The organism is Paraburkholderia steynii (assembly GCF_900100565.1).
GTDB lineage: Bacteria > Pseudomonadota > Gammaproteobacteria > Burkholderiales > Burkholderiaceae > Paraburkholderia > Paraburkholderia terrae.
In genome coordinates, this window is record NZ_FNDI01000011.1 from 110787 (window position 1) to 132741 (window position 21955).

Annotated in this window: 19 protein-coding genes; 12 read left to right on the forward strand and 7 right to left on the reverse strand. The window is 63.1% G+C overall.

Going from position 1 to position 21955, the window contains the following annotated elements:
• The first annotated feature begins 159 nt into the window (after positions 1–159).
• Positions 160–699: a Spy/CpxP family protein refolding chaperone gene (locus BLT65_RS20730; protein ID WP_042310363.1), complete on the forward strand. Its 540-nt coding sequence runs from the start codon at positions 160–162 to the stop codon at positions 697–699.
• Positions 700–863: 164 nt separating this feature from the next.
• Here BLT65_RS20730 and BLT65_RS20735 read toward each other — a convergent pair whose 3' ends face one another.
• Positions 864–1571, reverse strand: a complete 708-nt coding sequence (locus tag BLT65_RS20735) for a pirin family protein (protein WP_091780396.1) — start codon at positions 1569–1571, stop codon at positions 864–866.
• 536 nt (positions 1572–2107) lie between these two features.
• On the opposite strand from BLT65_RS20735, the gene BLT65_RS20740 reads away from it, so the two are divergent.
• From BLT65_RS20740 to BLT65_RS20760, 5 genes are all read left to right on the forward strand, one after another.
• A complete protein-coding gene (locus BLT65_RS20740; protein WP_042310366.1) occupies positions 2108–2884 on the forward strand; it encodes an ABC transporter substrate-binding protein in 777 nt (258 codons plus the stop codon).
• Between the two features lie 298 nt (positions 2885–3182).
• Positions 3183–3872 carry an ABC transporter permease gene (locus tag BLT65_RS20745; RefSeq protein ID WP_042310369.1) on the forward strand — a complete coding sequence of 230 codons (690 nt, stop codon included), beginning with the start codon at positions 3183–3185 and terminating at the stop codon, positions 3870–3872.
• On the forward strand, positions 3869–4582 hold the full coding sequence (locus tag BLT65_RS20750; protein WP_042310370.1) for an ABC transporter permease: 714 nt from the start codon (positions 3869–3871) through the stop codon (positions 4580–4582). Before BLT65_RS20745 ends, BLT65_RS20750 begins: the two co-directional genes overlap by 4 nt.
• A gap of 30 nt (positions 4583–4612) precedes the next feature.
• Positions 4613–5398 carry an ABC transporter ATP-binding protein gene (locus BLT65_RS20755; RefSeq protein WP_091780399.1) on the forward strand — a complete coding sequence of 262 codons (786 nt, stop codon included), beginning with the start codon at positions 4613–4615 and terminating at the stop codon, positions 5396–5398.
• Between the two features lie 579 nt (positions 5399–5977).
• Positions 5978–7087: a porin gene (locus BLT65_RS20760; RefSeq protein WP_042310405.1), complete on the forward strand. Its 1110-nt coding sequence runs from the start codon at positions 5978–5980 to the stop codon at positions 7085–7087.
• Between the two features lie 244 nt (positions 7088–7331).
• Here BLT65_RS20760 and glnK read toward each other — a convergent pair whose 3' ends face one another.
• Positions 7332–7670, reverse strand: a complete 339-nt coding sequence (gene glnK / locus BLT65_RS20765; RefSeq protein ID WP_007587958.1) for a P-II family nitrogen regulator — start codon at positions 7668–7670, stop codon at positions 7332–7334.
• Positions 7671–7802: 132 nt separating this feature from the next.
• On the reverse strand, positions 7803–9860 hold the full coding sequence (locus BLT65_RS20770; protein ID WP_091780401.1) for an NAD(+) synthase: 2058 nt from the start codon (positions 9858–9860) through the stop codon (positions 7803–7805).
• A 321-nt stretch (positions 9861–10181) separates the two neighbouring features.
• Between BLT65_RS20770 and BLT65_RS20775 the strand changes: the two genes are divergently transcribed.
• From BLT65_RS20775 to BLT65_RS20785, 3 genes are all read left to right on the forward strand, one after another.
• Complete coding sequence (locus BLT65_RS20775; RefSeq protein WP_091780404.1) at positions 10182–11354, forward strand: GNAT family N-acetyltransferase; 1173 nt, start codon at positions 10182–10184, stop codon at positions 11352–11354.
• Between the two features lie 19 nt (positions 11355–11373).
• The gene (locus tag BLT65_RS20780; protein ID WP_091780407.1) at positions 11374–11682 is read left to right on the forward strand and encodes a GIY-YIG nuclease family protein; all 309 of its coding nucleotides are present in this window, start codon (positions 11374–11376) and stop codon (positions 11680–11682) included.
• A 163-nt stretch (positions 11683–11845) separates the two neighbouring features.
• Positions 11846–12172 (forward strand): H-NS family nucleoid-associated regulatory protein, encoded by a 327-nt coding sequence (locus BLT65_RS20785; RefSeq protein ID WP_091780410.1) that lies wholly within the window; start codon positions 11846–11848, stop codon positions 12170–12172.
• Between the two features lie 108 nt (positions 12173–12280).
• On the opposite strand, the gene ppa is transcribed toward BLT65_RS20785, so the two are convergent.
• A complete protein-coding gene (gene ppa / locus BLT65_RS20790; protein ID WP_007587974.1) occupies positions 12281–12808 on the reverse strand; it encodes an inorganic diphosphatase in 528 nt (175 codons plus the stop codon).
• Positions 12809–13117: 309 nt separating this feature from the next.
• Between ppa and BLT65_RS20795 the strand changes: the two genes are divergently transcribed.
• The 3 genes from BLT65_RS20795 to BLT65_RS20805 all read left to right on the forward strand — a co-directional run bounded on the left by BLT65_RS20795 (position 13118) and on the right by BLT65_RS20805 (position 16901).
• Entirely contained in the window at positions 13118–14557 is a 1440-nt protein-coding gene (locus BLT65_RS20795; protein WP_091780413.1) for an aldehyde dehydrogenase family protein, read from the forward strand.
• A 58-nt stretch (positions 14558–14615) separates the two neighbouring features.
• Positions 14616–15374, forward strand: coding sequence for an SDR family oxidoreductase (locus BLT65_RS20800; RefSeq protein WP_091780416.1), 759 nt, complete (start codon positions 14616–14618; stop codon positions 15372–15374).
• 207 nt (positions 15375–15581) lie between these two features.
• Positions 15582–16901 carry an MFS transporter gene (locus BLT65_RS20805; protein WP_091780419.1) on the forward strand — a complete coding sequence of 440 codons (1320 nt, stop codon included), beginning with the start codon at positions 15582–15584 and terminating at the stop codon, positions 16899–16901.
• A gap of 796 nt (positions 16902–17697) precedes the next feature.
• On the opposite strand, the gene BLT65_RS20810 is transcribed toward BLT65_RS20805, so the two are convergent.
• Genes BLT65_RS20810 through hemC form a run of 3 tightly spaced genes read right to left on the reverse strand, consistent with a single transcriptional unit; the run spans position 17698 to position 21934 of the window.
• Positions 17698–18888 (reverse strand): heme biosynthesis protein HemY, encoded by a 1191-nt coding sequence (locus BLT65_RS20810; protein ID WP_091780422.1) that lies wholly within the window; start codon positions 18886–18888, stop codon positions 17698–17700.
• A gap of 2 nt (positions 18889–18890) precedes the next feature.
• Positions 18891–20951 carry a fused uroporphyrinogen-III synthase HemD/membrane protein HemX gene (hemDX, locus tag BLT65_RS20815; protein WP_091780425.1) on the reverse strand — a complete coding sequence of 687 codons (2061 nt, stop codon included), beginning with the start codon at positions 20949–20951 and terminating at the stop codon, positions 18891–18893.
• Positions 20951–21934, reverse strand: a complete 984-nt coding sequence (gene hemC / locus BLT65_RS20820) for a hydroxymethylbilane synthase (RefSeq protein ID WP_091780428.1) — start codon at positions 21932–21934, stop codon at positions 20951–20953. The genes hemDX and hemC overlap by 1 nt, the downstream gene beginning before the upstream one ends.
• Positions 21935–21955 lie beyond the last annotated feature (21 nt).

The following is a 21955-nucleotide window of genomic DNA, read 5'->3' on the forward strand; positions in this document are numbered from 1 at the left end:
GTGTTACCGCGAAAGGCACACGTAATGTCACGTAACTTCCGCAAGGATACGCGTAACACGACGGGCATTCGATCCCTCTACGCTGTGCCTTACCGAATGCGCGCTGGTCCACCTTCGAGACGGGCGGCATCGTCGGCTAGTTGATCAAGGAGCACAGTAATGTCCAAAAAAACATCACGCTTTCTCGCCGTTGCCGCTGCATCGCTTGCACTGAGTCTCGGGGCCGCGTTCGCCGCGCAACCCCAAGGCGGTCCCGGCATGGGCCATGGCGGCCCGGGCTGGCACCACGGCGGCTTCATGAAGGAACTGAACCAGTTGCACGGGCAACTGAAACTGAACGCGGATCAGGAAAAGGCATGGCAGGCCGCGCTCGACACGATGAAGCAAAGCCATGAAGCCGAGCGCGCGAACCATGAGCAGATGCGCCAGCAGTTCAAGCAGATGCAGCAGCAGCCGATTCTCGACCTGAACGCGATGCACGCCGCGCATCAGCAGATCGAGCAGAAGGACGCGCAGCTGCGCGAGCAGACGTCGACGGCATGGCTGAACTTCTATAACGGCTTGAACGACCAGCAGAAGACCACCGTCAGCACCGCGCTCAAGCAGCACTTCGCAAAGATGGAGCAGCGTCATCAGAAGATGCGCGAGCGTTGGGAAAAGCATCAGGGCGACGCAGCGGCTTCGGCGGTGAAGCCTTAAGCGAGGTCAGCCGCGTTGCCTCGCGCGCGCCGGCGTGTCGATGAACGCCCTTCGCCGGGCGTGACACGTGTAAAAGAAAACGCCACGGAAGGCAGCTTCCGTGGCGTTGTTTCATTGGCTGACCAACAGACTAATAGACGACATGAACGAAAGCGCAGCCTCGCTCAACGCAACTGACCGAGGTCGAACAGCAGCACTTCCGCGCCCTCGCCGTTTTCGACCGTGACGCTCGCGGCATCGGTGATCATCGCGGCGTCGCCCGCCTTCAGCGCCTCGCCATTGACCGTGACGGCGCCACGCGCAACATGCACGTACGCCTGGCGTCCCGCCCCGAGTGCGAGCTCGTCACGCTCCGCGCCGTCGAAGAGACCGGCGTAGATCGACGCATCGGCGTGGATCGTCACCGCGCCGTCGCGGCCGTCCGGCGCGGCCACGACGCGCAGCCGCCCGCGCTTGTCGGCATCGGTGAAGCGCTTTTCCTCGTAGCCCGGCGCGTCGCCTGCGCGTTTCGGGATGATCCAGATCTGCAGCAGATGCAGCGAGTCTTCCTGCGATCCATTGAACTCGCTGTGCATCACGCCCGTACCGGCGCTCATGCGCTGCACGTCGCCGGGACGGATCGTCGAGCCGTTGCCGAGGCTGTCGCGATGCGACAACGCGCCCTCTAGCACATAGGTGACGATCTCCATGTCGCGATGCCCGTGCGTGCCGAAGCCCTGCCCAGCGGCGATTCGATCCTCGTTGATCACGCGCAGCGGACCGAAGTGCATGTGCTCGGGATCGTGGTAATCGGCAAACGAGAAGCTGTGTTTGGCGTTCAGCCAGCCGTGGTTGGCGTGGCCGCGCTCGTCGGAACGACGAATCCTGATCATCTGGGTCTCCCGTGAAAAATTTCCGATGACGGGAATGTATGGGCTGCGCCCGCGAGGGACAATCCGCGCCGCCGCACCGGATCGTTTCATAAATGATGGCAATGCCCGGAAGCCGCGCGATGCCCGTTGCATCGGCCGCCACGACGCGGCCAGAACGCGCGGCGGCCTGCCGCGACCACGTGTCGCGCGTGCATGTCTCTGGCGGCAAAGGGCTTTTTCCTTGCCTCGAGGACTGGCACCGCGGGCGGGTTCGGGTAAAATACCGCGCTTTTTGGAATCGGTCGACGCGTGTACCGCGTCCGGACGGCGCGCCCGGCAGCGCGGGCTCGGCCGGAACGCGCGGTAGCAGGCGCAGAGCGCGCGAAGCGGACAGAGTAAAAGCGCCATCGGGCGACGTGGAACAGGCCTCCGGGCCAAAACAATCCACCGCCAGAACGGGCAGCCTATTTTTGTCCGCCTAGAATGGCGACGGCCGGCCGCACGCGGGCTGCCGTCACCGCAAGAAGGCACGCGGCGACCGGGAAGTCAGGAGAAACATGAAGAAGTACGCACTGTGCGTGGCGCTCGCCGTCATGGCTTCGGGGGCCGCGGCAAAAGAATGGAAAACCGTGCGTATCGGGGTCGACGCCAGCTATCCGCCGTTCGAATCCGTGGCGCCCAGCGGCCAGATGGTCGGTTTCGACGTCGATCTGACCCGCGCGCTGTGCGCGAAGATGAACGTCAGGTGCGTATGGATTCCGCAGGATCTCGACGGCATCATTCCGGCGCTGAAGGCGAAGAAGTTCGACATCATCGTGTCGTCGCTGACGGTGACCGACAAGCGCCGCGAGCAGATCGACTTCTCCGACCGGCTGTTCGACGCGCCCGCGCGCATGATCGCGAAGAAGGGCTCGCCGCTGCTGCCGACGGTTGAATCCCTGAAAGGCAAGCACGTCGGCGTCGAACAGGGCTCGACGCAGGAAGCGTACGCGAAGGCGTACTGGGAGCCGAAAGGCGTGACGATCGTGCCTTACCAGAACCAGGATCAGGTCTACGCGGATCTGGCGACGGGGCGTCTCGACGCCGCGCTGCAGGACGAGTTGCAAGCCGACGCCGGCTTCCTGAAGACGCCGCGCGGCAAGGATTTCGCGTGGGCGGGCCCGGAAGTGAAGGACCCGAAGACGCTCGGCGAAGGCACGGCCATCGGCGTGCGCAAGGAAGACGGCGAGCTGAAGGCGAAGCTGAACAAGGCGCTTGCCGAGGTTCACCAGGACGGCACGTTCACGAAGCTCGAAAAGCAGTATTTCGACGTCGATATTGATCAGAGCCGATAACAGGCACTGAAAAGCCGCCGCATCGCGTCAGATGCGGCGAAAGCTCGGGGCTGGCCCGGATGGGCCGGTCCACGGGCTTCGTAATAAAGTCGGACCGAGAGTAGCAACGCAGTAGAACAAGGCAGGAAAACGCGCTGCCGGCCAGCCAGTTAGTAACGGCCAGGCAGTCATGATTCGCACAGCGGCATGCTGTGCGCCGCACGGGAGACATCGAAGGCATCCGCCTTCGGACCAACCGCCGCAGCGTACGGATTGCCGCGTCTTTCGCGGCGCTCGGGAGCGTCGTCAAGGACCCACTATGCTCTTTCAAGGCTACGGCCCGATCATCTTTGCCGGCACGGTGCAGACCGTGAAGCTGGCAATCCTGTCGCTCGCATTCGCTTTCGTGCTCGGTCTGCTCGGCGCGGCCGCGAAGCTGTCGAAGAACCGGATCACACAGGGCGCGGGCACGGTCTACACGACGCTCATTCGCGGCGTGCCCGATCTCGTGCTGATGCTGCTGCTCTTCTACAGTATCCAGATCTGGCTGAACGACCTCACCGACATGCTCGGCTGGGATCAGATCGACATCGATCCATTCGTCGCCGGCGTCGCCGTGCTCGGCTTCATCTACGGCGCGTACTTCACGGAGACGTTCCGCGGCGCGTTTCTCGCCGTGCCGCGCGGCCAGCTCGAAGCGGGCGCTGCGTACGGCATGTCGGGCTGGCAGGTGTTCACGCGGATCATGTTCCCGCAGATGATGCGCTTCGCGCTGCCCGGCATCGGCAACAACTGGCAGGTGATGGTCAAGGCGACGGCGCTCGTGTCGATCATCGGCCTCGCGGACGTCGTCAAGGCCGCGCAGGATGCCGGCAAGGGCACGCTGCGGTTCTTCTTCTTCACGCTGATGGCGGGCGCCATCTACCTGCTCATCACGACAGCCTCGAACTTCGTGCTGATGTACCTCGAAAAACGCTATTCGACTGGCGTGCGCAAGGCGGAACTATGATCGAGCTGATCCAGGAATACTGGCGCAACTATCTGTATACGGACGGCTACCGCTTCACGGGCGTCACCATCACGTTGTGGCTGCTGGTCGTTTCCATTGGCCTTGGCTTCTGCCTGTCGGTGCCGCTCGCCGTCGCGCGCGTGTCGAAGAGGAAGTGGCTGTCGACCCTGGTCTGGCTGTATACGTATATCTTCCGTGGCACACCGTTGTACGTGCAACTGTTGCTCTGCTACACGGGTCTCTACAGCCTCGAGATCATCCGCTCGAACGAACTGACCAACGCGTTCTTCCGCGACGGCATGCACTGCACGCTGCTCGCGTTCACGCTGAACACCTGCGCGTATACAACCGAGATCTTCGCGGGCGCGATCAAGGCGACGCCGTACGGCGAGATCGAAGCCGCGCGCGCGTATGGCATGTCGCAGTTCACGCTGTATCGCCGCGTGATCCTGCCGTCGGCGCTGCGCCGCGCGCTGCCGTACTACAGCAACGAAGTGATCCTCATGCTGCACGCCACCACGGTCGCCTTCACCGCGACGGTGCCGGACATCCTGAAGATCGCGCGCGACGTCAACTCGGCGACCTACCGTTCGTTCGACGCGTTCGGCATCGCCGCCCTGCTCTATCTGATCATTTCTTTTGGGCTCGTCTGGCTGTTCCGCCGTGCCGAGCGCCGCTGGCTCGCTTATCTGCGCCCGCAAGGCAAGTAAGGCGCCGACCCAGGCAAGTCAAGGAACCCGATGAACACTCCAGCTACACCGCAAATGCTTTTCGTCGACAACCTGCACAAGCAGTACGGCGACAACGAAGTTCTCAAAGGCGTCACGCTGCGCGCGAACCGCGGCGACGTGATCAGCGTGATCGGCTCGTCCGGATCGGGCAAGAGCACGATGCTCCGCTGCATCAACTTTCTCGAGCAGCCCAACGCCGGGCGCATCTTCGTCGAAGGCCAGGAGATTCGCACGGCGAAGGACAAGCACGGCGCGCTGCGCGTGTCGGACCCGAAGCAGTTGCAGAAGATGCGCACCAAGCTTTCCATGGTGTTCCAGCACTTCAACCTGTGGACTCACATGACGGTGCTCGAGAACATCATCGAAGCGCCGCTGCATGTGCTCGGTATTTCGCGCAAGGAAGCCGAAGACCGCGCCCGCACGTATCTGGAGAAGGTCGGTCTCGCGCCGCGTCTCGAGAAGCAGTATCCGTCGCATCTGTCGGGCGGTCAGCAGCAGCGCGTGGCGATCGCCCGCGCACTGACGATGAACCCCGACGTGATGCTGTTCGACGAGCCCACTTCGGCGCTCGATCCCGAACTGGTGGGCGAAGTGCTGAAGGTCATGCAGACGCTCGCCGAGGAAGGCCGCACGATGATCGTCGTCACGCACGAAATGGCCTTCGCGCGCAACGTGTCGAATCACGTGATGTTCCTGCATCAGGGGCGCGTCGAAGAAGAAGGCCGTCCGGACGAAGTGTTCAGGAACACGAAGAGTGAGCGTCTGAAGCAGTTCCTCTCGGGAAGCCTGAAATAAGGCTGCAATGTAGTTTATGTAGTATTACAGGGCGCTTACCGGGCGCCCTTTTTCATTTCCGCGCGGCGTCGCCCTCTCCTTCCTGGACGCCCCAAAAGCTTCGGCGTCCCAACATCTGCGCGATCAGCAGCCAAAACGCGCTTACTCCCGACGATTCTCTCCGTCAATAGTGGCAATCCTTGACGCAAGTCATTAACAACGGTGTGTCCCTTGCACGACAAGGCGTGGAGGGGCCTTCGCAGCCCTCTGTCCCCCACTTGTCCCATATTGGTATTGCAATTTAGAGACATCTTTACCGAGCATCACTAATTTATTCGCCAACCGAAGGGTATTTTGCTAAATTAGTAACCAAAGTAGCAAAACAAAGTTCAAGAAAAGTAGTTTCACTTCAAAACGAACGAAAAGGAGATACCGGTCGCGAGGGATCGGAATGACGATCAGACAGCCAGAAAGGCTGCGCGTCGACATCACAACCGGCCACCGCGCATCTCCCTGGAAAAGATTCCTGCTCGGCGCTGCTGGCGTCCGGGCACCACTCGCAGTACTGGCTTTACTTTTTGACAGGGTATGGAGGAGAAGATGAAGAAAGCTTTGGCTGCCGCAGCGCTGCTGACTTTTGGCGTTGCCGCACACGCACAGAGCAGCGTGACGCTGTACGGGCGTCTCGACGCTGGTCTGGAGTACATGTCGGGTGTGCCGACGAACCCGAACGCAGCGGGTGTCGCACAGAGCAGCTCGCACCGCTTCCGCGCGGAAAGCGGCGACTGGGGTACCAGCCTGTGGGGCTTGAAGGGTGCTGAAGATCTGGGCGGCGGCTACAAGGCCGTGTTCCAGTTGGAAGGCTCGTTCAACACGATGACGGGTGCTGGCCCTGGCGGCGGCGGTCTCTTCAATCGTTGGGCAACCGTCGGCTTCGCAAGCGATCAGTACGGTACGTTCACGATGGGCCGCATGCTGTTCATCTCGAACGGCGTGTGGGACTTCGATCCGTTTGGTCAGTCGAACTGGTCGTCGGCATCGCTGGTTCGTGGCCGCAACTGGCCGCAATCGAGCAACAACGTAGCCTACCAGTCGCCGAAGATCGCTGGCCTTGACTTCTACGGCCAATACGCGCTGTCGAATGCGACGAACTGGAACGGTAACGGCACGACCGCTCAAGGCCGTGAAGCCGGTGCGCAAGTCACGTACACGTCGTCGCTCTTCCAGCTTCGCGGTATCTATGACGAAATCCGCAACCCGGCAAACGGTGGCCTGAACGACTCGTACAACTTCTCACGCGAGTACACGGCTGCATTCAACGTGTTCCTCGGCCAGTTCAAGATCCAGGGCGCGTACCAGGCAATTCGCACGTCGGGCATCACGGCAGCAACGCCGGGCACGCCGACCACGCTCGATCACGAATGGGGTGGCGTGACGTGGCAAGCAACGCCGGCAGCAGCTCTGATCGGCGCGGTCTATCACGTGAACGGCAACAACGGTGCGGGCAACGCGACGATCTACACGCTGGGTGGCTCGTACAACCTGTCCAAGCGCACGCTGTTCGACCTCCAGGTCGCAACGGTCCAGAACAGCAAGACGGCTAACTACGGTCTGAACGCCAACGCGGCAGGCAACACCGTGGCTTCCGACAACCCGCTGATCGGCCACAGCCAGACGGGCGTTTATGCAGGTATCCAGCACTCGTTCTAATCGAACGGTGCAAACAGAACAGCTTTAACAGAAACGGTTTTCACGCTGCTGCGAGAGGCGCGTATCGGTGCGATGTCCGAAAGGGTGTCGCACCTTTTTTTATTTCTGCGCGAAGAAGGCGCAAGCGTCTTGTCTATTTCGCTCAGGCACTTGGCTCGTGCAGAAAAGCACCGGCGCGGTGCAACGCCGATGCTTTTTTCCAATGCGCTATTTCAATCGACGGGCGCAACGCCCGCAGTAAAGCTCACACGGCCGCTTCGTTCTCCTCACCCGTACGAATGCGGATCACGCGTTCGACATCCGCGACGAAAATCTTGCCGTCACCGATCTTGCCCGTGCGCGCCGCGCCGATGATGGCATCGATCACCTGATCGCATTGATCGTTCGCGACGACGACTTCGATCTTCACTTTCGGCAGGAAATCGACGACGTATTCGGCGCCGCGATACAGCTCGGTGTGTCCTTTCTGGCGGCCAAAGCCTTTGACTTCAGTGACGGTCAGCCCTGTCAGGCCGACTTCGGCAAGCGCTTCGCGGACTTCGTCGAGCTTGAAGGGTTTGATGACGGCGGTAATGCGTTTCATGGCGGGCCTCGTCTCGGTTCGGAAAAAGGAAGGTTCAGATGCGTTGATTCTACGCCGCAGCGCACACGTTGCCAGCACCCGGCATGGCAACGCGTGCCGTAACCCGCGCTCAACGGCAGATAAAGACTGATTTCAGGCGGCTTTGTCCGGAACCGTTGCGAGATCATCGGTCCAGACGGTCGCTTCCGAATCGCTCGGCGCGCGCCAGTCGCCGCGCGGCGACAGCGAACCACCCGAGCCGACCTTCGGCGAATTCGGCACGCAACTGCGTTTGAACTGGCTCGTCTTGAAGAAGCGCCACAGGAAAATGCCGAGATTGCGTTTGATGGCGGCAATATCGTATTCGTTGCGCTCGACATGCGCGCCTTCTGGCCAGCCGCCCTGCTCCTTGTCGCACCACGCGTGCAGCGCGAGGAATGCGACTTTCGACGGCGCGAAGCCATAGCGCAGGATGTAGAACAGATTGAAGTCCTGCAGCTCGTATGGCCCGATGAACGATTCCGTCTTCTGCTCGATCGCGCCAGCCGATTTGGCGGGCACGAGCTCGGGGCTGATTTCCGTGGCAAGCACGTTGAGCAGCGTGTCCGAGCCGCTCTTGCCGACGGCACCCGTCTCCGCGACCCAACGCACCAGATGCGTGATCAGCGTCTTCGGCACGCTTGCGTTCACGCTGTAGTGCGACATGTGATCGCCCACGCCATACGTACACCAGCCGAGTGCCAACTCGCTGAGATCGCCCGTGCCGATCACGATGCCGTTATGAAAATTGGCGAGACGGAACAGATGGTTCGTGCGCTCGCCCGCCTGCACGTTCTCGAAGGTGATGTCGTACTTCGCCTCGCCCGCCGAGTACGGATGGCCAAGGTCGTTCAGCATCTGCTCGCAGCTTGGCCGGATATCGATTTCCATCGCGGTGCAGCCGACCACGCTCATCAATTCGCGCGCCTGCTTGAGCGTGCGGTCGCTGGTCGCGAAGCCCGGCATCGTCACGCCGATGATGTTGGTGCGCGGCAGCTTCAGCCGGTCCATCGCTTTCGCGCAGACCAGCAGCGCGTGCGTCGAGTCGAGCCCGCCCGACACGCCGATCACCACCTTCTGGATATTCGACGCCGACAGCCGCTGCACGAGCGCCTGCACCTGAATGTTGTAGACCTCGTTGCAACGCTCGTCGCGGCGGCGTGAATCCGCGGGCACGTATGGGAAGCGCTCGACCTTGCGTTCGAGCGGCAGCGCCTGCGCCGCGTCGTGCCCGATCGCGAAGCGCACGATCTGGAACTTCGCCGCTTCATCTTTGTGCCGCTGCACCGACATGCCGAACGTGGTCTGCCGCATGCGTTCGTGCGAGAGCCGTTCGAGATCGACGTCCGCGAAAATCATGTGCGAATCATCGAGAAAGCGTTCGGACTCGGCGAGCATCTCGCCGTTCTCGTAGATCAGCGCCTGGCCGTCCCAGGCCATATCCGTCGACGATTCGCCGCGTCCCGCCGACGTGTACAGATACGCCGCGAGACAGCGCGCCGACTGCTGGCCGACCAGCTGATGCCGGTAGCCCGACTTGCCGACCACGACGTTCGACGCCGACAGGTTCACCAGCACCGTCGCGCCCGCGAGCGCCGCGAACGACGACGGCGGAATGGGCACCCACACGTCCTCGCAGATCTCGACGTGGAAGCGGAAGTCCGGCACGTCGGTCAGTTCGAACAGCAGCGACGCGCCGAACGGCACCTGCTTACCGAGCAGTTCGATGTCGCGCGCGACGGCGCTGTCGGCGGGCGTGTACTGGCGCGCCTCATAGAACTCGCCGTAGTTCGGCAGATAAGTCTTCGGCACCGCTCCCAGCACGACACCGCGCGCGACGACGATCGCGCAGTTGTACAGGCTGTGGTCCACCTGCAACGGCATGCCGACGATCATCGCGACGGGCAGCGTCTTCGACGCCTCGACGATCTTTGCCAGCACTGTCTTGCATGCGTCGAGCAGCGCGCGCTGATGGAAGAGGTCGTCGCAGGTATAGGCGGGCAAACCGAGTTCTGGGAACGCGACGAGCGCCGCGCCTTTCGCCGCGGCCTCGCGCGCTAGCGCCAGCGTCTCGTCGGCGTTGAAGGCCGGATCGGCGACGCGGCAGCGCGGCACGCCCACCGCGACACGCGCAAAACGGTGCGAATACAGGTTGAAGAAGTTGCCTTTCATGTCCGAGATTCCCAATGCACGCGAACCGGGAGAAACGGTCGCGCGCGAAACAGCTGCTATCGATCAGCGTAGATGATAAGCCGTAAGCGCATTCAAGGTCTCGATCGCGTGTATCGACGGGCCACGCCGCGCGCTACAGGCGCGCATTTGCTTTAACATGGCCGTTCGCCGCGCCGCGGTCACGCCTGCGCCCAGTGCCAAAGCATCCGGGCGCCAGCAAAACGAAGCGCGCGACATTCGCCTATCAGCCTCATCCGATCCTGCCGCTGCACCATGCACGCAAGCGAGTGCGGCACCCGGGATCGCCAACGGTCGAACAGATTGAACCAGGAACGTTTTGATTACCGCGCAGGCATTCTTGCTTCGCCGCTCGAAGTCGATGCCGCCGAATGGAATGCGCTGCTCAACCAGCAGGCGCAACCCACTCCATTCTTGCGCCACGAATTCCTGAGCGCGCTGCACGCGACGCGATGCGCCGTCGCGGATACGGGCTGGGCGCCGCAATTCGTCACGCTGACCGATCCGCGCACGGGCAAGCTCGCCGCGGCCGCGCCCGTCTACGCAAAGGAACACTCGTACGGCGAGTACGTGTTCGACTGGGCGTGGGCCGACGCGTACAAGCGCAACGGCCTGCCCTACTATCCGAAGCTGCTGTGCGCGGTGCCCTTCACGCCCGTGCAAGGCACGCGCCTCATTGCCGCCGACTCGCACGCGCTGCGCCATCTCGCCGCGACGCTCGTCGCGTTCGCGGAACAGGCCGACGTGTCGTCGCTGCACGTGCTGTTTCCGACGGAAATCGAAGCGCAAGCGCTGACCGATCTCGGCATGATGCAGCGCGAAGGCGTCCAGTTTCACTGGCTCAACGACGGCTACCGCCACTTCGACGACTTTCTCTCGACGCTCGAACAGAAGAAGCGCAAGAACATTCGCGCCGAGCGGCGCAAGGTGCGCGATGCGGGTGTCACGTTCCGGCGCTTGCTCGGTGAAGACATCAGCGACGCCGACTGGCGCTTCTTCAGCAAGTGCTATCGGCAGACGTACCGCGAGCACTTTTCGAGTCCGTATCTGAATCTCGACTTCTTCCGGATGATCGGCGCATCGATGCCGGAGAATCTGATGATGGTGATCGCCGAGTATGAGGGCAAGCCGATCGCGAGTTCGCTCGTCGTCTATCAGCGCGACGGCGCGAACGCGGGCGGCACGCTGTACGGCCGCTACTGGGGCGCGCTCGAACACGTGCCCTGCCTGCACTTCGAAACCGCGTACTATCAGCCGCTGGAGTTCTGCATCGAACAGAAGCTGGGGGTGTTCGAAGGCGGCGCGCAGGGCGAGCACAAAATGGCGCGCGGCTTCATGCCGACCGTCACGCGCTCGACGCACTGGTTAGCGCATCCTGCCTTTTCGGACGCCGTTGCGCACTTCCTCGACAACGAGAAGAATCATATCCACGCGTACGTCGACGAACTGCGCGAACACAATCCGTTCAAGGAATAACGAGGAACAGTCGCGCGCCATGCCGTGGTTTCTGTATCTGATCGAATGCTCGGACGGCAGCGTCTACACGGGCATCGCCACCGACGTCCAGGCCCGTTTCGACAAGCATTGCAGCGGCGCGGGCGCGCGCTATACGCGCTCGCGCAAGCCGGTGCGGCTGCTGGCGTCGTTCGAACTGGCCGACCGTTCGAGCGCGTCGCGCGCCGAATACCGCGTCAAGCAGCTTGCGCCCGCGCAGAAGTGGGAACTGGCGGCGGGTACGCGGACGCTTGAATCCGTGCTGCCTGCCGTCATTGAGGAAGTCGAGGCTGGCGAACCAGACACCTGACGCGGCGCGGCTTTTCCGTCGGCTGCAACAGTGTTTTCAAGATAAGCATCTCGACGCCGATTTCACTCGATCAGATACTTTCGTCACTGCAACGCGTCGCTGAATTCAGAACCAGCGGCGCTCCAACACCCGACGCGATACCCAGACACCTTGAGGTGAAAAAATGGACGAAAGAAAGCGTGACAGCATGATTGCTTATCTGCGCGGCCGCATGGCTAAGGTCGGCATCAAGGTGGCCGACCTGGCCGCGGCGCTGGCCGAAGAACGTCGGCGTCAGCAATCGGTGCGTTATCGCAGCCCATTTGGCGAAACGTGGGACGGCAACGGCGCGATGCCCCAGTGGCTCAGCAACGCTGTCAGCGCCGGGCAATCGCCGGAACACTTTGCGGTCGACAAGCCGGCGAAAAAGGTCAAACAGGAACGCCCGTCGGTCGACTGGCGTAACGACCCGTTCGCGGGCAGCCGCCTCGCGACGGTCAGCCCGCGCTAACGCAGCGCGGCATCTGATCCGGCCACGCGCTGCGTCGGATCGATAGAGCAAAAAAAAGACGCTCCCGAAGGAGCGTCTTTTTGCAACCAGGCTCGAAAAACGCGCGAATTACTTCTTGTAGTTCGCCGCGCCTTCCGTGATTTCCTTGTGCGCGGCTTCGATGCCCGCCCAGCCTTCCACCTTGACCCACTTGCCCTTCTCGAGCGCCTTGTATTGCTCGAAGAAGTGCTTGATCTGGTCCTTCAGATACTGCGGCACGTCGTCGATCGACTTCAGGTCCGCCGTCATCGGGCAGATCTTGTCGTGCGCAACGGCGATCAGCTTGGCGTCGACGCCCGACTCGTCCGTCATCTGCAGCATGCCCAGCGCGCGCGCGCGCACCACCGAGCCAGCCAGCAGCGGGAACGGCGTGATCACCAGCACGTCGACGGGATCGCCGTCGCCCGACAGCGTCTGCGGAATGAAGCCGTAGTTCGCGGGATAACGCATGCCCGTGCCGATGAAACGATCGACGACGAGCAGGCCCAGATCCTTGTCGGCCTCGTACTTCACCGGATCGCTTTGCGCCGGGATTTCGATGATGACGTTGAAGTCTTGCGGGAGGTCTTTACCAGGGGGAACGTGATTGAAGCTCATGGCGCTCTCTGATCAGGAAGAAATGGGAATAAGGCGCACGGCGCGCGCTGCGTCTCGATACGGGACCCAGCGCCGCAACCCGGACACGGCGGAATGCGCCATTATAGCCAATCGGCCGATGACACCCGCGTGGCGATCGGCGCGATAATTGTCTTACGCGTGTGACCGTGCCGGGCGGCCACACGTCTGGCCGGCTGCTGCGCTTCGTCAAGGCCTGCGCAACGCAACCGCCGTCGCCTGTCCCTTTCGTCATCTCTTCGTTGTTTCTTTCGATGTCCGCCTGACCGCCCAACCGGGCAAGGAGCATGTGTGGAAGAAGCGAAACACTTCATTGGCGGTGAATGGACCGCGTCGTCGAACGGGGAGACGATCGCCGTCATCGATCCCTCCGACGGCCAGCCGTTCGCCACGCTCGCGCGCGGCACGGCCGCCGACATCGACATTGCAGTCCAGTCCGCGCGCCGCGCCTACGAGGGCGCCTGGGGCGCCATGAGTGCCGCCGAGCGCGGACGCCTGCTCTACCGGCTGTCGATGCTCGTCGCCGCCTGCCACGAGGAACTGGCGCAGCTCGAAGCGCGCGATACGGGCAAGCCGCTCAAGCAGGCGCGCGGCGACGCGGCCGCGCTCGCGCGCTACTTCGAGTTCTACGCAGGCGCCGCCGATAAGCTGCACGGCGAAACGCTGCCCTATCAGAACGGCTACACGGTCTTTACGATCCGCGAGCCGCATGGCGTGACGGGCCACATCGTGCCGTGGAACTACCCGATGCAGATTTTCGGGCGCAGCGTCGGCGCGGCGCTCGCGGTGGGCAATGCGTGCGTCGTGAAGCCCGCCGAAGATGCCTGCCTCTCCGTGCTGCGCGTCGCCGAGCTGGCGGACGAAGCCGGCCTTCCCGCCGGCGCGCTCAATATCGTTACCGGCTTCGGACACGAAGCGGGCGCCGCGCTCGCGCGCCATGCCGGCATCGATCACATCTCGTTCACCGGTTCGCCCGATACGGGCAAGCTCGTCACGCAGATGGCCGCCGAAAACCACGTGCCCGTCACGCTCGAACTGGGCGGCAAGTCGCCGCAAATCGTCTTCGCGGACGCCGATCTCGACGCCGCGCTACCCACGCTCGTCAACGCAATCGTGCAAAACGCCGGGCAAACCTGCTCGGCGGGCAGCCGCGTGCTGATCGAGCGGAGCATTTACGAGCCGCTGCTCGACCGCCTCGCCACCGCGTTCAATGCATTGCGCGTCGGTCCGGCGCAGGCGGACCTCGATTGCGGGCCGCTGATCAGCGCGAAACAGCAGCGCCGCGTATGGGATTTCCTCTCCGACGCGCAGCATGACGGCATCGCGATGGCGGCGCACGGCGAAGTGATCGCCGAAGCGCCGGAAACAGGCTTCTATCAGGCGCCGACCTTGTTGCGCGACGTGCCGCCCACGCATCGGCTCGCGCACGAAGAAGTGTTCGGCCCCGTGCTCGCCGCGCTGCCCTTCGCCGACGAAGACGAAGCGCTGACGCTTGCGAACGGCACACCCTACGGACTCGTCGCAGGCGTCTGGACGCGTGATGGCGGCCGGCAAATGCGCATGGCACGCCGCGTGCGCTCGGGGCAAGTGTTCATCAACAACTATGGCGCGGGTGGCGGCGTCGAATTGCCGTTCGGCGGCGTCAAGCATTCGGGACACGGCCGCGAGAAAGGCTTCGAAGCGCTGTACGGCTTCACCGTGCTGAAGACCGTCGCGATCAGGCACGGCTGACGCACGACTGACTCACGATAACCCAGGCGTTTTTGCACTTACAACAACAGGAGACATCATGCGGTTGACCGGCAAAACGGCCATCGTCACGGGCGGCGGCTCGGGCTTCGGCGAAGGCATCGCGAAGACATATGCGCGCGAAGGCGCGAACGTCGTCGTCAACGATCTGAACGGTGCGGCGGCCGAACGCGTCGCAAGCGAGATCGCGCTGGCTGGCGGCAAGGCCATCGCCGTCGCGGGCGACGTGACGCGCGCGAGCGACTGGAGTGCGCTGCGCGCCGCCGCGATCGAAGACTTCGGCAGCGTGCAGATCGTCGTCAACAACGCAGGCACCACGCATCGCAACAAGCCCGTGCTCGACGTGACGGAAGACGAGTTCGACCGCGTGTACGCCGTCAACGTGAAGAGCATCTACTGGAGCGTGCAGGCATTCGTGCCGTACTTCCGCGAACAAGGCGGCGGCGTGTTCGTCAATATCGCGTCGACGGCGGGCGTGCGACCGCGCCCGGGTCTCGTCTGGTACAACGGCAGCAAGGGCGCGGTGATCGTCGCGAGCAAGGCACTGGCTGTGGAGCTCGGGCCGGAGCGCATCCGCGTGAACTGCGTGAACCCGGTGATCGGCGAGACGGGTTTGTTGACCGAATTCATGGGCGTCGACGACACGCCGGAGAACCGGCAAAAGTTTCTGGCGGGCATCCCGCTGGGCCGCTTCTCGACTCCGCAGGACATCGCGAACGCCGCGCTCTATCTCGCGTCCGACGAAGCGGAGTTCATCACGGGCGTGTGTCTCGAAGTGGACGGCGGACGCTGCGTGTAGCGCAGCAGGCGGCGCGCTCGCTCCGCCCGGCGAAAATCCGCCTTAACCTTTGAAAACTCAGTGTTTTCCCCGACGTTGGGGCGGCTATTCAGCGCCCGTTGAAAGTTTAGAATCGCGAACGGCGGTACGACATTTCCACAATAACGAGCTTTGCGTAAGACCAGCGTGAAGCGCTGCCGCGCCGACGCCGGTCGATAGGAGACAAGCGTGTCCAGTCCTGCGAATCCGCTCCACCATCCCGGCGCAGGCGCGCCGCCTTCCACCTTCGAAGAGGCGACCTACAGAAAAGTCGCCTGGCGCCTGACGCCGCTGTTGATGCTCAGCTATGTCGTGGCCTATCTGGACCGCGTGAACGTCGGCTTCGCGAAGCTAGGCATGAGCGCGGACCTGGGCCTTTCCGACGCCGTCTACGGCTTTGGCGCGGGGATATTCTTCATCGGTTATTTCATCTTCGAAGTGCCGAGCAACGTGATTCTGCATCGCGTCGGCGCGCGGGTCTGGATTGCGCGGATCATGGTGACGTGGGGCATCGTGTCGATGCTGACGATGTTCGTCACCACGCCGACGATGTTCTACGTGATGCGCTTTCTGCTCGGCCTGGCGGAAGCGGGCTTCTTCCCCGGCATCATTCTGTATCTGACCTACTGGTATCCGGCGCACCGGCGCGGGCGCATGACGACCTGGTTCATGACGGCGATTGCGATTTCGGGCGTGGTTGGCGGGCCGATTTCGGGCTACATCCTGAAGTCGTTCGACGGCGCGAACGGATGGCATGGCTGGCAGTGGCTTTTCCTGCTCGAGGGGATACCGTCGATCATCGTCGGCATTCTGGTGTTCATCGTGCTCGACGACCGCATCTCGAAGGCGAAGTGGCTCACGCAGGAAGAACGCGAACTGCTGGAGCGCAACATCGCTGCCGAAGATGCGACGAAGGAAGATCATGCTATCGGCAAGGTGATGATGAGCCCGCGCGTGCTGATGATGAGCCTGATCTATTTTTCGTTTGTGATGGGGCTTTATGGTGTGAGCTTCTGGCTGCCGACCATTATCAAATCGACGGGCGTCACTGACGCGTTCACGATTGGGCTGTTGTCGGCGATTCCGTTCGCTGCTGCCGTGGTGGCGATGGTGTTTGTCGCGCGCAGCGCCGATCGGATGCGGGAGCGGCGTTGGCACGTTGCTGTGCCGGGATTTGTGGGGGCGCTTGGGCTGGTGCTTTCTGTCGTGTGGGCGCATGACACCACCCTGGCGATGGCCGGGCTCACGCTTGCTACTATGGGTATTCTCACTACGCTGCCGCTGTTTTGGAGTTTGCCTACTTCGTTTCTCGCTGGTACGGGCGCGGCCGCTGGGATTGCGTTGATTAATTCCATTGGGAATCTGGCGGGGTTTCTTAGCCCGTATGCAGTGGGCTGGCTCAAGCAGGCTACCGCCGGGAATGCGGCTGGGATGTATATGCTCGCGGCGTTTATGGTTCTTGGAGGTGTGCTCGCGGTTAGTGTGCCTTCCAGGCTTGTGAATAGGTGAGCACTGCCGGTGCTTTTGCCGGTTTTTTGACTTTGCTCTGGCATTCGGCTGTTTGACTTCGTGGCGCGGCTGGGTTGGTTTGCTGGTGTTTGCGCTGGCATCCGCGTTTTGTTGTCGTGCTTCAAGCGTCGCCCCTGTGCGGGGCGGCACCTACTTTTCTTTGCCGCCGCAAAGAAAAGTAGGCAAAAGAAAGCGGCTAACACCGCCAACATTTCTCATTGCCTGAGGGCCCCCGAAGGGTCTTACGCTTCACACGGCGGCATCTCTGTTCGCGTTCGTTGCCAACGCGTCGAATGAGCGCCTCACCCACTTCAAACACCCGAACAAGAGCTAGCGGCAGCGAATGGTTTGCGCCGTCCAGGTGGCAAACTGTGTGTAGGTTGTCGCGTCGTATAGCCTGGCGCTCTTACATGGAGGTATGCGCGTGCTATCGGTCCGAAGTGAGGCGTGTGAGGTGCTACGGCCTACACACAGTTTGCCACCTGGGCGGCGGTGGAATAGCTGGCATGGCGTGCTGTAGTGCGGGAGAGTGAAGCGGGTGAGGCGCACCGCAAGAGCGCTGGCAACAAACATGGGTCACGTGATTGCCGTGTGAAGCGTAAGACCCTGTGGGGGCCCTCAGGCAAACACTAGAACTGGCGGTGTGAGCCGCTTTCTTTTGCCTACTTTTCTTTGCGGCGGCAAAGAAAAGTAGGTGCCGCCCCGCACAGGGGCGACGCTTGAAGCAAGACAACAAAACGCGGATGCCACCGCAAACACCAGCAAACCACCCAAAGCGTCGCAGACAAAAAAAACCTCAAACCACATTCATAGCCAGCGCACTCTCCCGATAATGCGCGCTAGCCTTATCAGCATCCCCGAGCTGCTCATGTAAACGAGCCAACGCCCGATGCGACCGAATCTTCAAAGTCTCGTTATCAGCCAGCTTGAGCGCCTGCTCAAGAAACGACTGCGCCTTCCCCCACAACTGCTGATGCAGACACAACCGCCCAAGCGCAAACATCAGATCCGCGTCGTCAGGACGCTCCTTCCGCCAGGCTTCAGCCTTCTGAATCAACGGCAACGCGTCACCGCCAGTGGTATCAGGATAACGCCGCAACAACCGCGCATCCCAATTCTGCGCGAGCGCCTCTTCAACAATCTTCCGCGCATCCTGCGGACGGCCCAACGCGACCAGCAACTCAGCCGCGACATCCGCAAGCCGCGGCGAATGCCGCTCAACAGGCGTGAGCGAATGCCACAACTCGAGCAGCGCGTCAGCATTGTGCCTGCGATCGCGCAACAGATTCTCCGCCGCAAGCTGCCGCAAACGCACGGCAACAGCGGGATGAATCGCCTCGCGCTTCTCCAGCGTCTTCACGAGCTTGAGCACTTCGCCCCAGTTCTTCAACTGCTGCTGCGCGCGCAATGCAATCTGCTGCGCATGAATGCGGCGGCCACCCTGCGACTGCATTTCGGTCAGCGCGAGCAACGCGCCATCCGCATCGCGGCCATCGGCACGCATGTCGGCCGTCGCCATCAGGCGCGCGTCCTGCCAGTCAGCTGAATCGATCTGCGCGAGATATTCGTCGCGGCGCGCGTACTCGTGCATCCGGTGCGCGGCGTTCGCGGCGATCAGGCCCGCCGCACCCTTGTTGTCGGGATTGGTGAGCGAGTCGCGCGCAGCTTTCTCGGCGCGCGAGAAGCGGCCCGCGTACAGATTGCCGATCGCATCGCGCAACGCCGCATGCGCCTTCGCGACCCGCTGACGCGCGCGATACGCGGCGACGCGCTGCGGCATGCGCCAGATGTTGCGCACGATGCGCAGCACCGCATAAATCACGATGAACGCGACGATGATCCCGACAATGAACAGGTTCAGCGAAATATCGATCCGATACGGCGGATAGACGAGCAACACCTGCCCGGTGTCGAAGCGACCGACGATCGCGAGCACCACCGCGATCGCGAACAGGAAAGCGAGCCAGAGAAGTCCACGCAGCGCCATGATTAACCCCGCGTCCGGTATTGATGCACGGCCTGCAGGCTGGTATCCAGGTTCGGCACGTCGACCGCGCCCGAGCCGTCGTCGACCTGCTTCACGAGGTCGCGCACCGTCTGCACCTGCTTCGACGACGCGTCGAAGTAGCGCGCGAGCGCGTTGTCCGCGGCGTGGAGGTCGGACTTGAGCGTCGTCTGGTTGCGCGCAAGCAGCGCGAGACGCGCGGACAACAGACGCATCTTCAGGTTTTCGCGCACGAAGTAGCCCTCATCGGGCGCGACGAGCATCGCGTCGGCGTGGTCGATGCGGCGCACCTGCACGAGACTCGTCAACTGCTGGCCAATACCCGCGATGAGCTGGTTCCACCACACCTTCCACTTCGGTTCGCCCGTGGCGGCCGCAACGCGGTCGACGTCCTTCGGCGTGGACGCGTGCGGCGTAGCGTGCGCAATCGGCGCCTCGCCCGAAAGCGGCAGCTGGTCGATCTGATCGATCGCGTTGTCGAGCTTGATGGCGAGGCCCGTCAGGTCAGTGGACGGCGCGGATTTCAGCTTGTCGATGTCCTGCGCGATCGCCTTGCGCACAGCCAGCACTTGCGCGCCGTCCGACGCGGCGAGACGCGTATCCGCGCTCTGCAACGCGAACAACGCGAGCTGCGTGTTGCCCGTCAGTTGCAGTTGCTCGCTCGCGGCTGACAGCATCTGGCCGACTTCGGCCATCGTCCAGTCGTCGCGATTGCGCGCGAGATCCGCATATTGCTGCTGCAACGCCTGCTGCGCGTTCTGCGCGTCGGCCAGCTTGCCTTCGAGCTGCGCGATCTGCGCATCGGCCTGACGCACGGTGGCGACGGCCTGATCGGTCTTCACGCGCAATTCGGCCGTCTGCGTATCGTTGACCTGCTGGCGGTGCGACAGCTGCTGATCGAGCTTGATGACCCGGCGGTTCAGCGCAATGCCGCCCGCGATCGCCGCGAAGAGCACCAGCGCGATGACAACCCAAAGCAGCGTGTTGCCCTTGGGCTTGGCCTGCTGCATTTCATAAGGCGTAAAGGGTTGATTCGGCGGCAGCGCAGTGGCCGGCCGCGGCGCGGAGTTGGACGTCGGGGGCGTGGGGGTCGTGGATGCGTTGGTATCAGACATGCGTTCTTGTGCCGGGTTGGACTGGACCGGTTGAACTTCAAAAGGGGCCGCGAGAGACAACAGCGTACGGGCGATCCGTTCATCGCCCGCACCGGACACCGTAATGCTATCAAAACCCAATGCCCGCGCGGTTTCCGCGATGCGCGGATGGGGCGCGACGAACATCGCCCGCTTCAGGTGCGTCTGCTCGCTCGCCGTCAGGTGGTCGTGCGCGAGTTCGGCGAGATTGCGCACGCCCTCGGAACTCGTGACGAGCCACGCGTGCGGCGTCTTCGATTCGTCGGACAGCAACGCGTGGATGCGAGACCATGCACCGATCGACGGGTCGGGCACGAGGCGCCGGTAGGCCGCGACCGTCTCGACTTCGGCGCCCGCTTCGCGCAGACGGTCGGCGAGCCATTCGCGGCCGCCGTCGCCGCGCACGATCAGCACGCGCTTGCCTTCGAAGGCGTTGTCACCAAGCGACACTTCAATCGCCGCATACAGGGCTTCGGAGTCGAAGCGCGCGCCGTCGTGGTCATCGGCCGATGCAGCCGGGCTGATCACCTGGTACGCGGGCGCTTCGACGCCATGCTTCGCGAGCGCCGCAACGCTGCCTGGACCGACCACGCCGACGGGCAGCGCGTGCGGCCAGATCGCGTCGTGGCTCGCGAACGCGTAATCGACGGCATTCGGCGACACGAAGACGACCAGCGCGTATCGATCGAGCGCTGCGAGCGCCGCGCGCAGCGGCGCTTTGTCGTCCGCTGCGGCGATATCGATCAGCGGAAATTCGACGGTCGCGACACCCGCGTCGTGCAACGTCTTCGCAAGCGCGTCGGACTGTCCCGCCGGACGGGTCAGCACGACGCTCAGATGCTTCGCGTGCGATGCGCCTGTGCCGTCCCGGGACGGCAATGCGTCGGGTGTCGGGTTCGAGTCGGCCGCCATCACGCGGAAGCAGCCGGGCCGCTCGCCGTGGTGAGCGCGCGGACTATTTCGAGTGCGCCCTGCGCTTCGAGCTGGCTCGCGACCTCGCGGCCCAGTTCGAGCGCGGCGCCCGTGGTCGGCGCGGGCGCCGAGGCTTGCGCGGACAGCACGCGCTGGCCGTCGGGCGTCGCGACGACGCCGCGCAGATGCAGCGCGCCGTCATGCCAGGTCGCGTAAGCGGCGAGCGGCACTTCGCAGCTGCCCCCCAGCGCGCGCGACACCATGCGCTCCGCTTCGACCGCGGCCGCCGTGTGCTCGTGATGCAGCGGCGCCAGCCATGCGGCGAGGTCGGCACGGTCCGCGCGAATCTCGATGCCGAGCGCGCCCTGGCCGGCGGCGGGCAGGCTGTCGGCGGGATCGAGCAACGAACGGATGCGGTCGCCCAGGCCCAGACGCTTGAGACCGGCCGCCGCCAGAATGATGGCCGCGTAATCGCCGCGATCGAGCTTCGCGAGGCGCGTGTCGAGATTGCCACGCAGCGGCTTCACGATGAGGTCGGGATAGCGCGTGCGCAGCATCGCTTCGCGGCGCAGGCTCGACGTGCCGACCACGCTGCCGGGCGGCAACGCGGCCAGCGAGTCGTACTGGCTGGAGACGAACGCGTCGCGCGGATCCTCGCGCTCCATGATGGTCGACAGCGCGAAGCCTTCGGGCAGTTCCATCGGGACGTCTTTCAGCGAATGGACGGCGAGATCGGCGCGGCCGTCGGCCAGCGCGTTCTCCAGTTCCTTCACGAACAGCCCTTTGCCGCCGACCTTCGACAGCGTCCGATCGAGAATCTGATCGCCGCGTGTCGTCATTCCGAGGATTTTTACGTCACAAGATGGATATAATTTGTGCAGCGCACACCGCACATGCTCGGCTTGCCACATGGCAAGCCGGCTTTCCCGCGACGCGATGACTAGCGTGGCGGGCGGAGTGGGCGCAAGCGTCTCGGAATTCATTGTTTGATTCATTGAACGACG

What these genes read in the sequence shown, in the direction of transcription:
- BLT65_RS20730 (WP_042310363.1), top strand. Translation starts at nt 160, where the DNA reads ATGTCCAAAAAAACATCACGCTTTCTCGCCGTTGCCGCTGCATCGCTT.
- BLT65_RS20735 (WP_091780396.1), bottom strand. Translation starts at nt 1,571, where the DNA reads ATGATCAGGATTCGTCGTTCCGACGAGCGCGGCCACGCCAACCACGGC.
- BLT65_RS20740 (WP_042310366.1), top strand. Translation starts at nt 2,108, where the DNA reads ATGAAGAAGTACGCACTGTGCGTGGCGCTCGCCGTCATGGCTTCGGGG.
- BLT65_RS20745 (WP_042310369.1), top strand. Translation starts at nt 3,183, where the DNA reads ATGCTCTTTCAAGGCTACGGCCCGATCATCTTTGCCGGCACGGTGCAG.
- BLT65_RS20750 (WP_042310370.1), top strand. Translation starts at nt 3,869, where the DNA reads ATGATCGAGCTGATCCAGGAATACTGGCGCAACTATCTGTATACGGAC.
- BLT65_RS20755 (WP_091780399.1), top strand. Translation starts at nt 4,613, where the DNA reads ATGAACACTCCAGCTACACCGCAAATGCTTTTCGTCGACAACCTGCAC.
- BLT65_RS20760 (WP_042310405.1), top strand. Translation starts at nt 5,978, where the DNA reads ATGAAGAAAGCTTTGGCTGCCGCAGCGCTGCTGACTTTTGGCGTTGCC.
- glnK (WP_007587958.1), bottom strand. Translation starts at nt 7,670, where the DNA reads ATGAAACGCATTACCGCCGTCATCAAACCCTTCAAGCTCGACGAAGTC.
- BLT65_RS20770 (WP_091780401.1), bottom strand. Translation starts at nt 9,860, where the DNA reads ATGAAAGGCAACTTCTTCAACCTGTATTCGCACCGTTTTGCGCGTGTC.
- BLT65_RS20780 (WP_091780407.1), top strand. Translation starts at nt 11,374, where the DNA reads ATGCCGTGGTTTCTGTATCTGATCGAATGCTCGGACGGCAGCGTCTAC.
- BLT65_RS20785 (WP_091780410.1), top strand. Translation starts at nt 11,846, where the DNA reads ATGGACGAAAGAAAGCGTGACAGCATGATTGCTTATCTGCGCGGCCGC.
- ppa (WP_007587974.1), bottom strand. Translation starts at nt 12,808, where the DNA reads ATGAGCTTCAATCACGTTCCCCCTGGTAAAGACCTCCCGCAAGACTTC.
- BLT65_RS20800 (WP_091780416.1), top strand. Translation starts at nt 14,616, where the DNA reads ATGCGGTTGACCGGCAAAACGGCCATCGTCACGGGCGGCGGCTCGGGC.
- BLT65_RS20810 (WP_091780422.1), bottom strand. Translation starts at nt 18,888, where the DNA reads ATGGCGCTGCGTGGACTTCTCTGGCTCGCTTTCCTGTTCGCGATCGCG.
- hemDX (WP_091780425.1), bottom strand. Translation starts at nt 20,951, where the DNA reads ATGGCGGCCGACTCGAACCCGACACCCGACGCATTGCCGTCCCGGGAC.
- hemC (WP_091780428.1), bottom strand. Translation starts at nt 21,934, where the DNA reads ATGAATTCCGAGACGCTTGCGCCCACTCCGCCCGCCACGCTAGTCATC.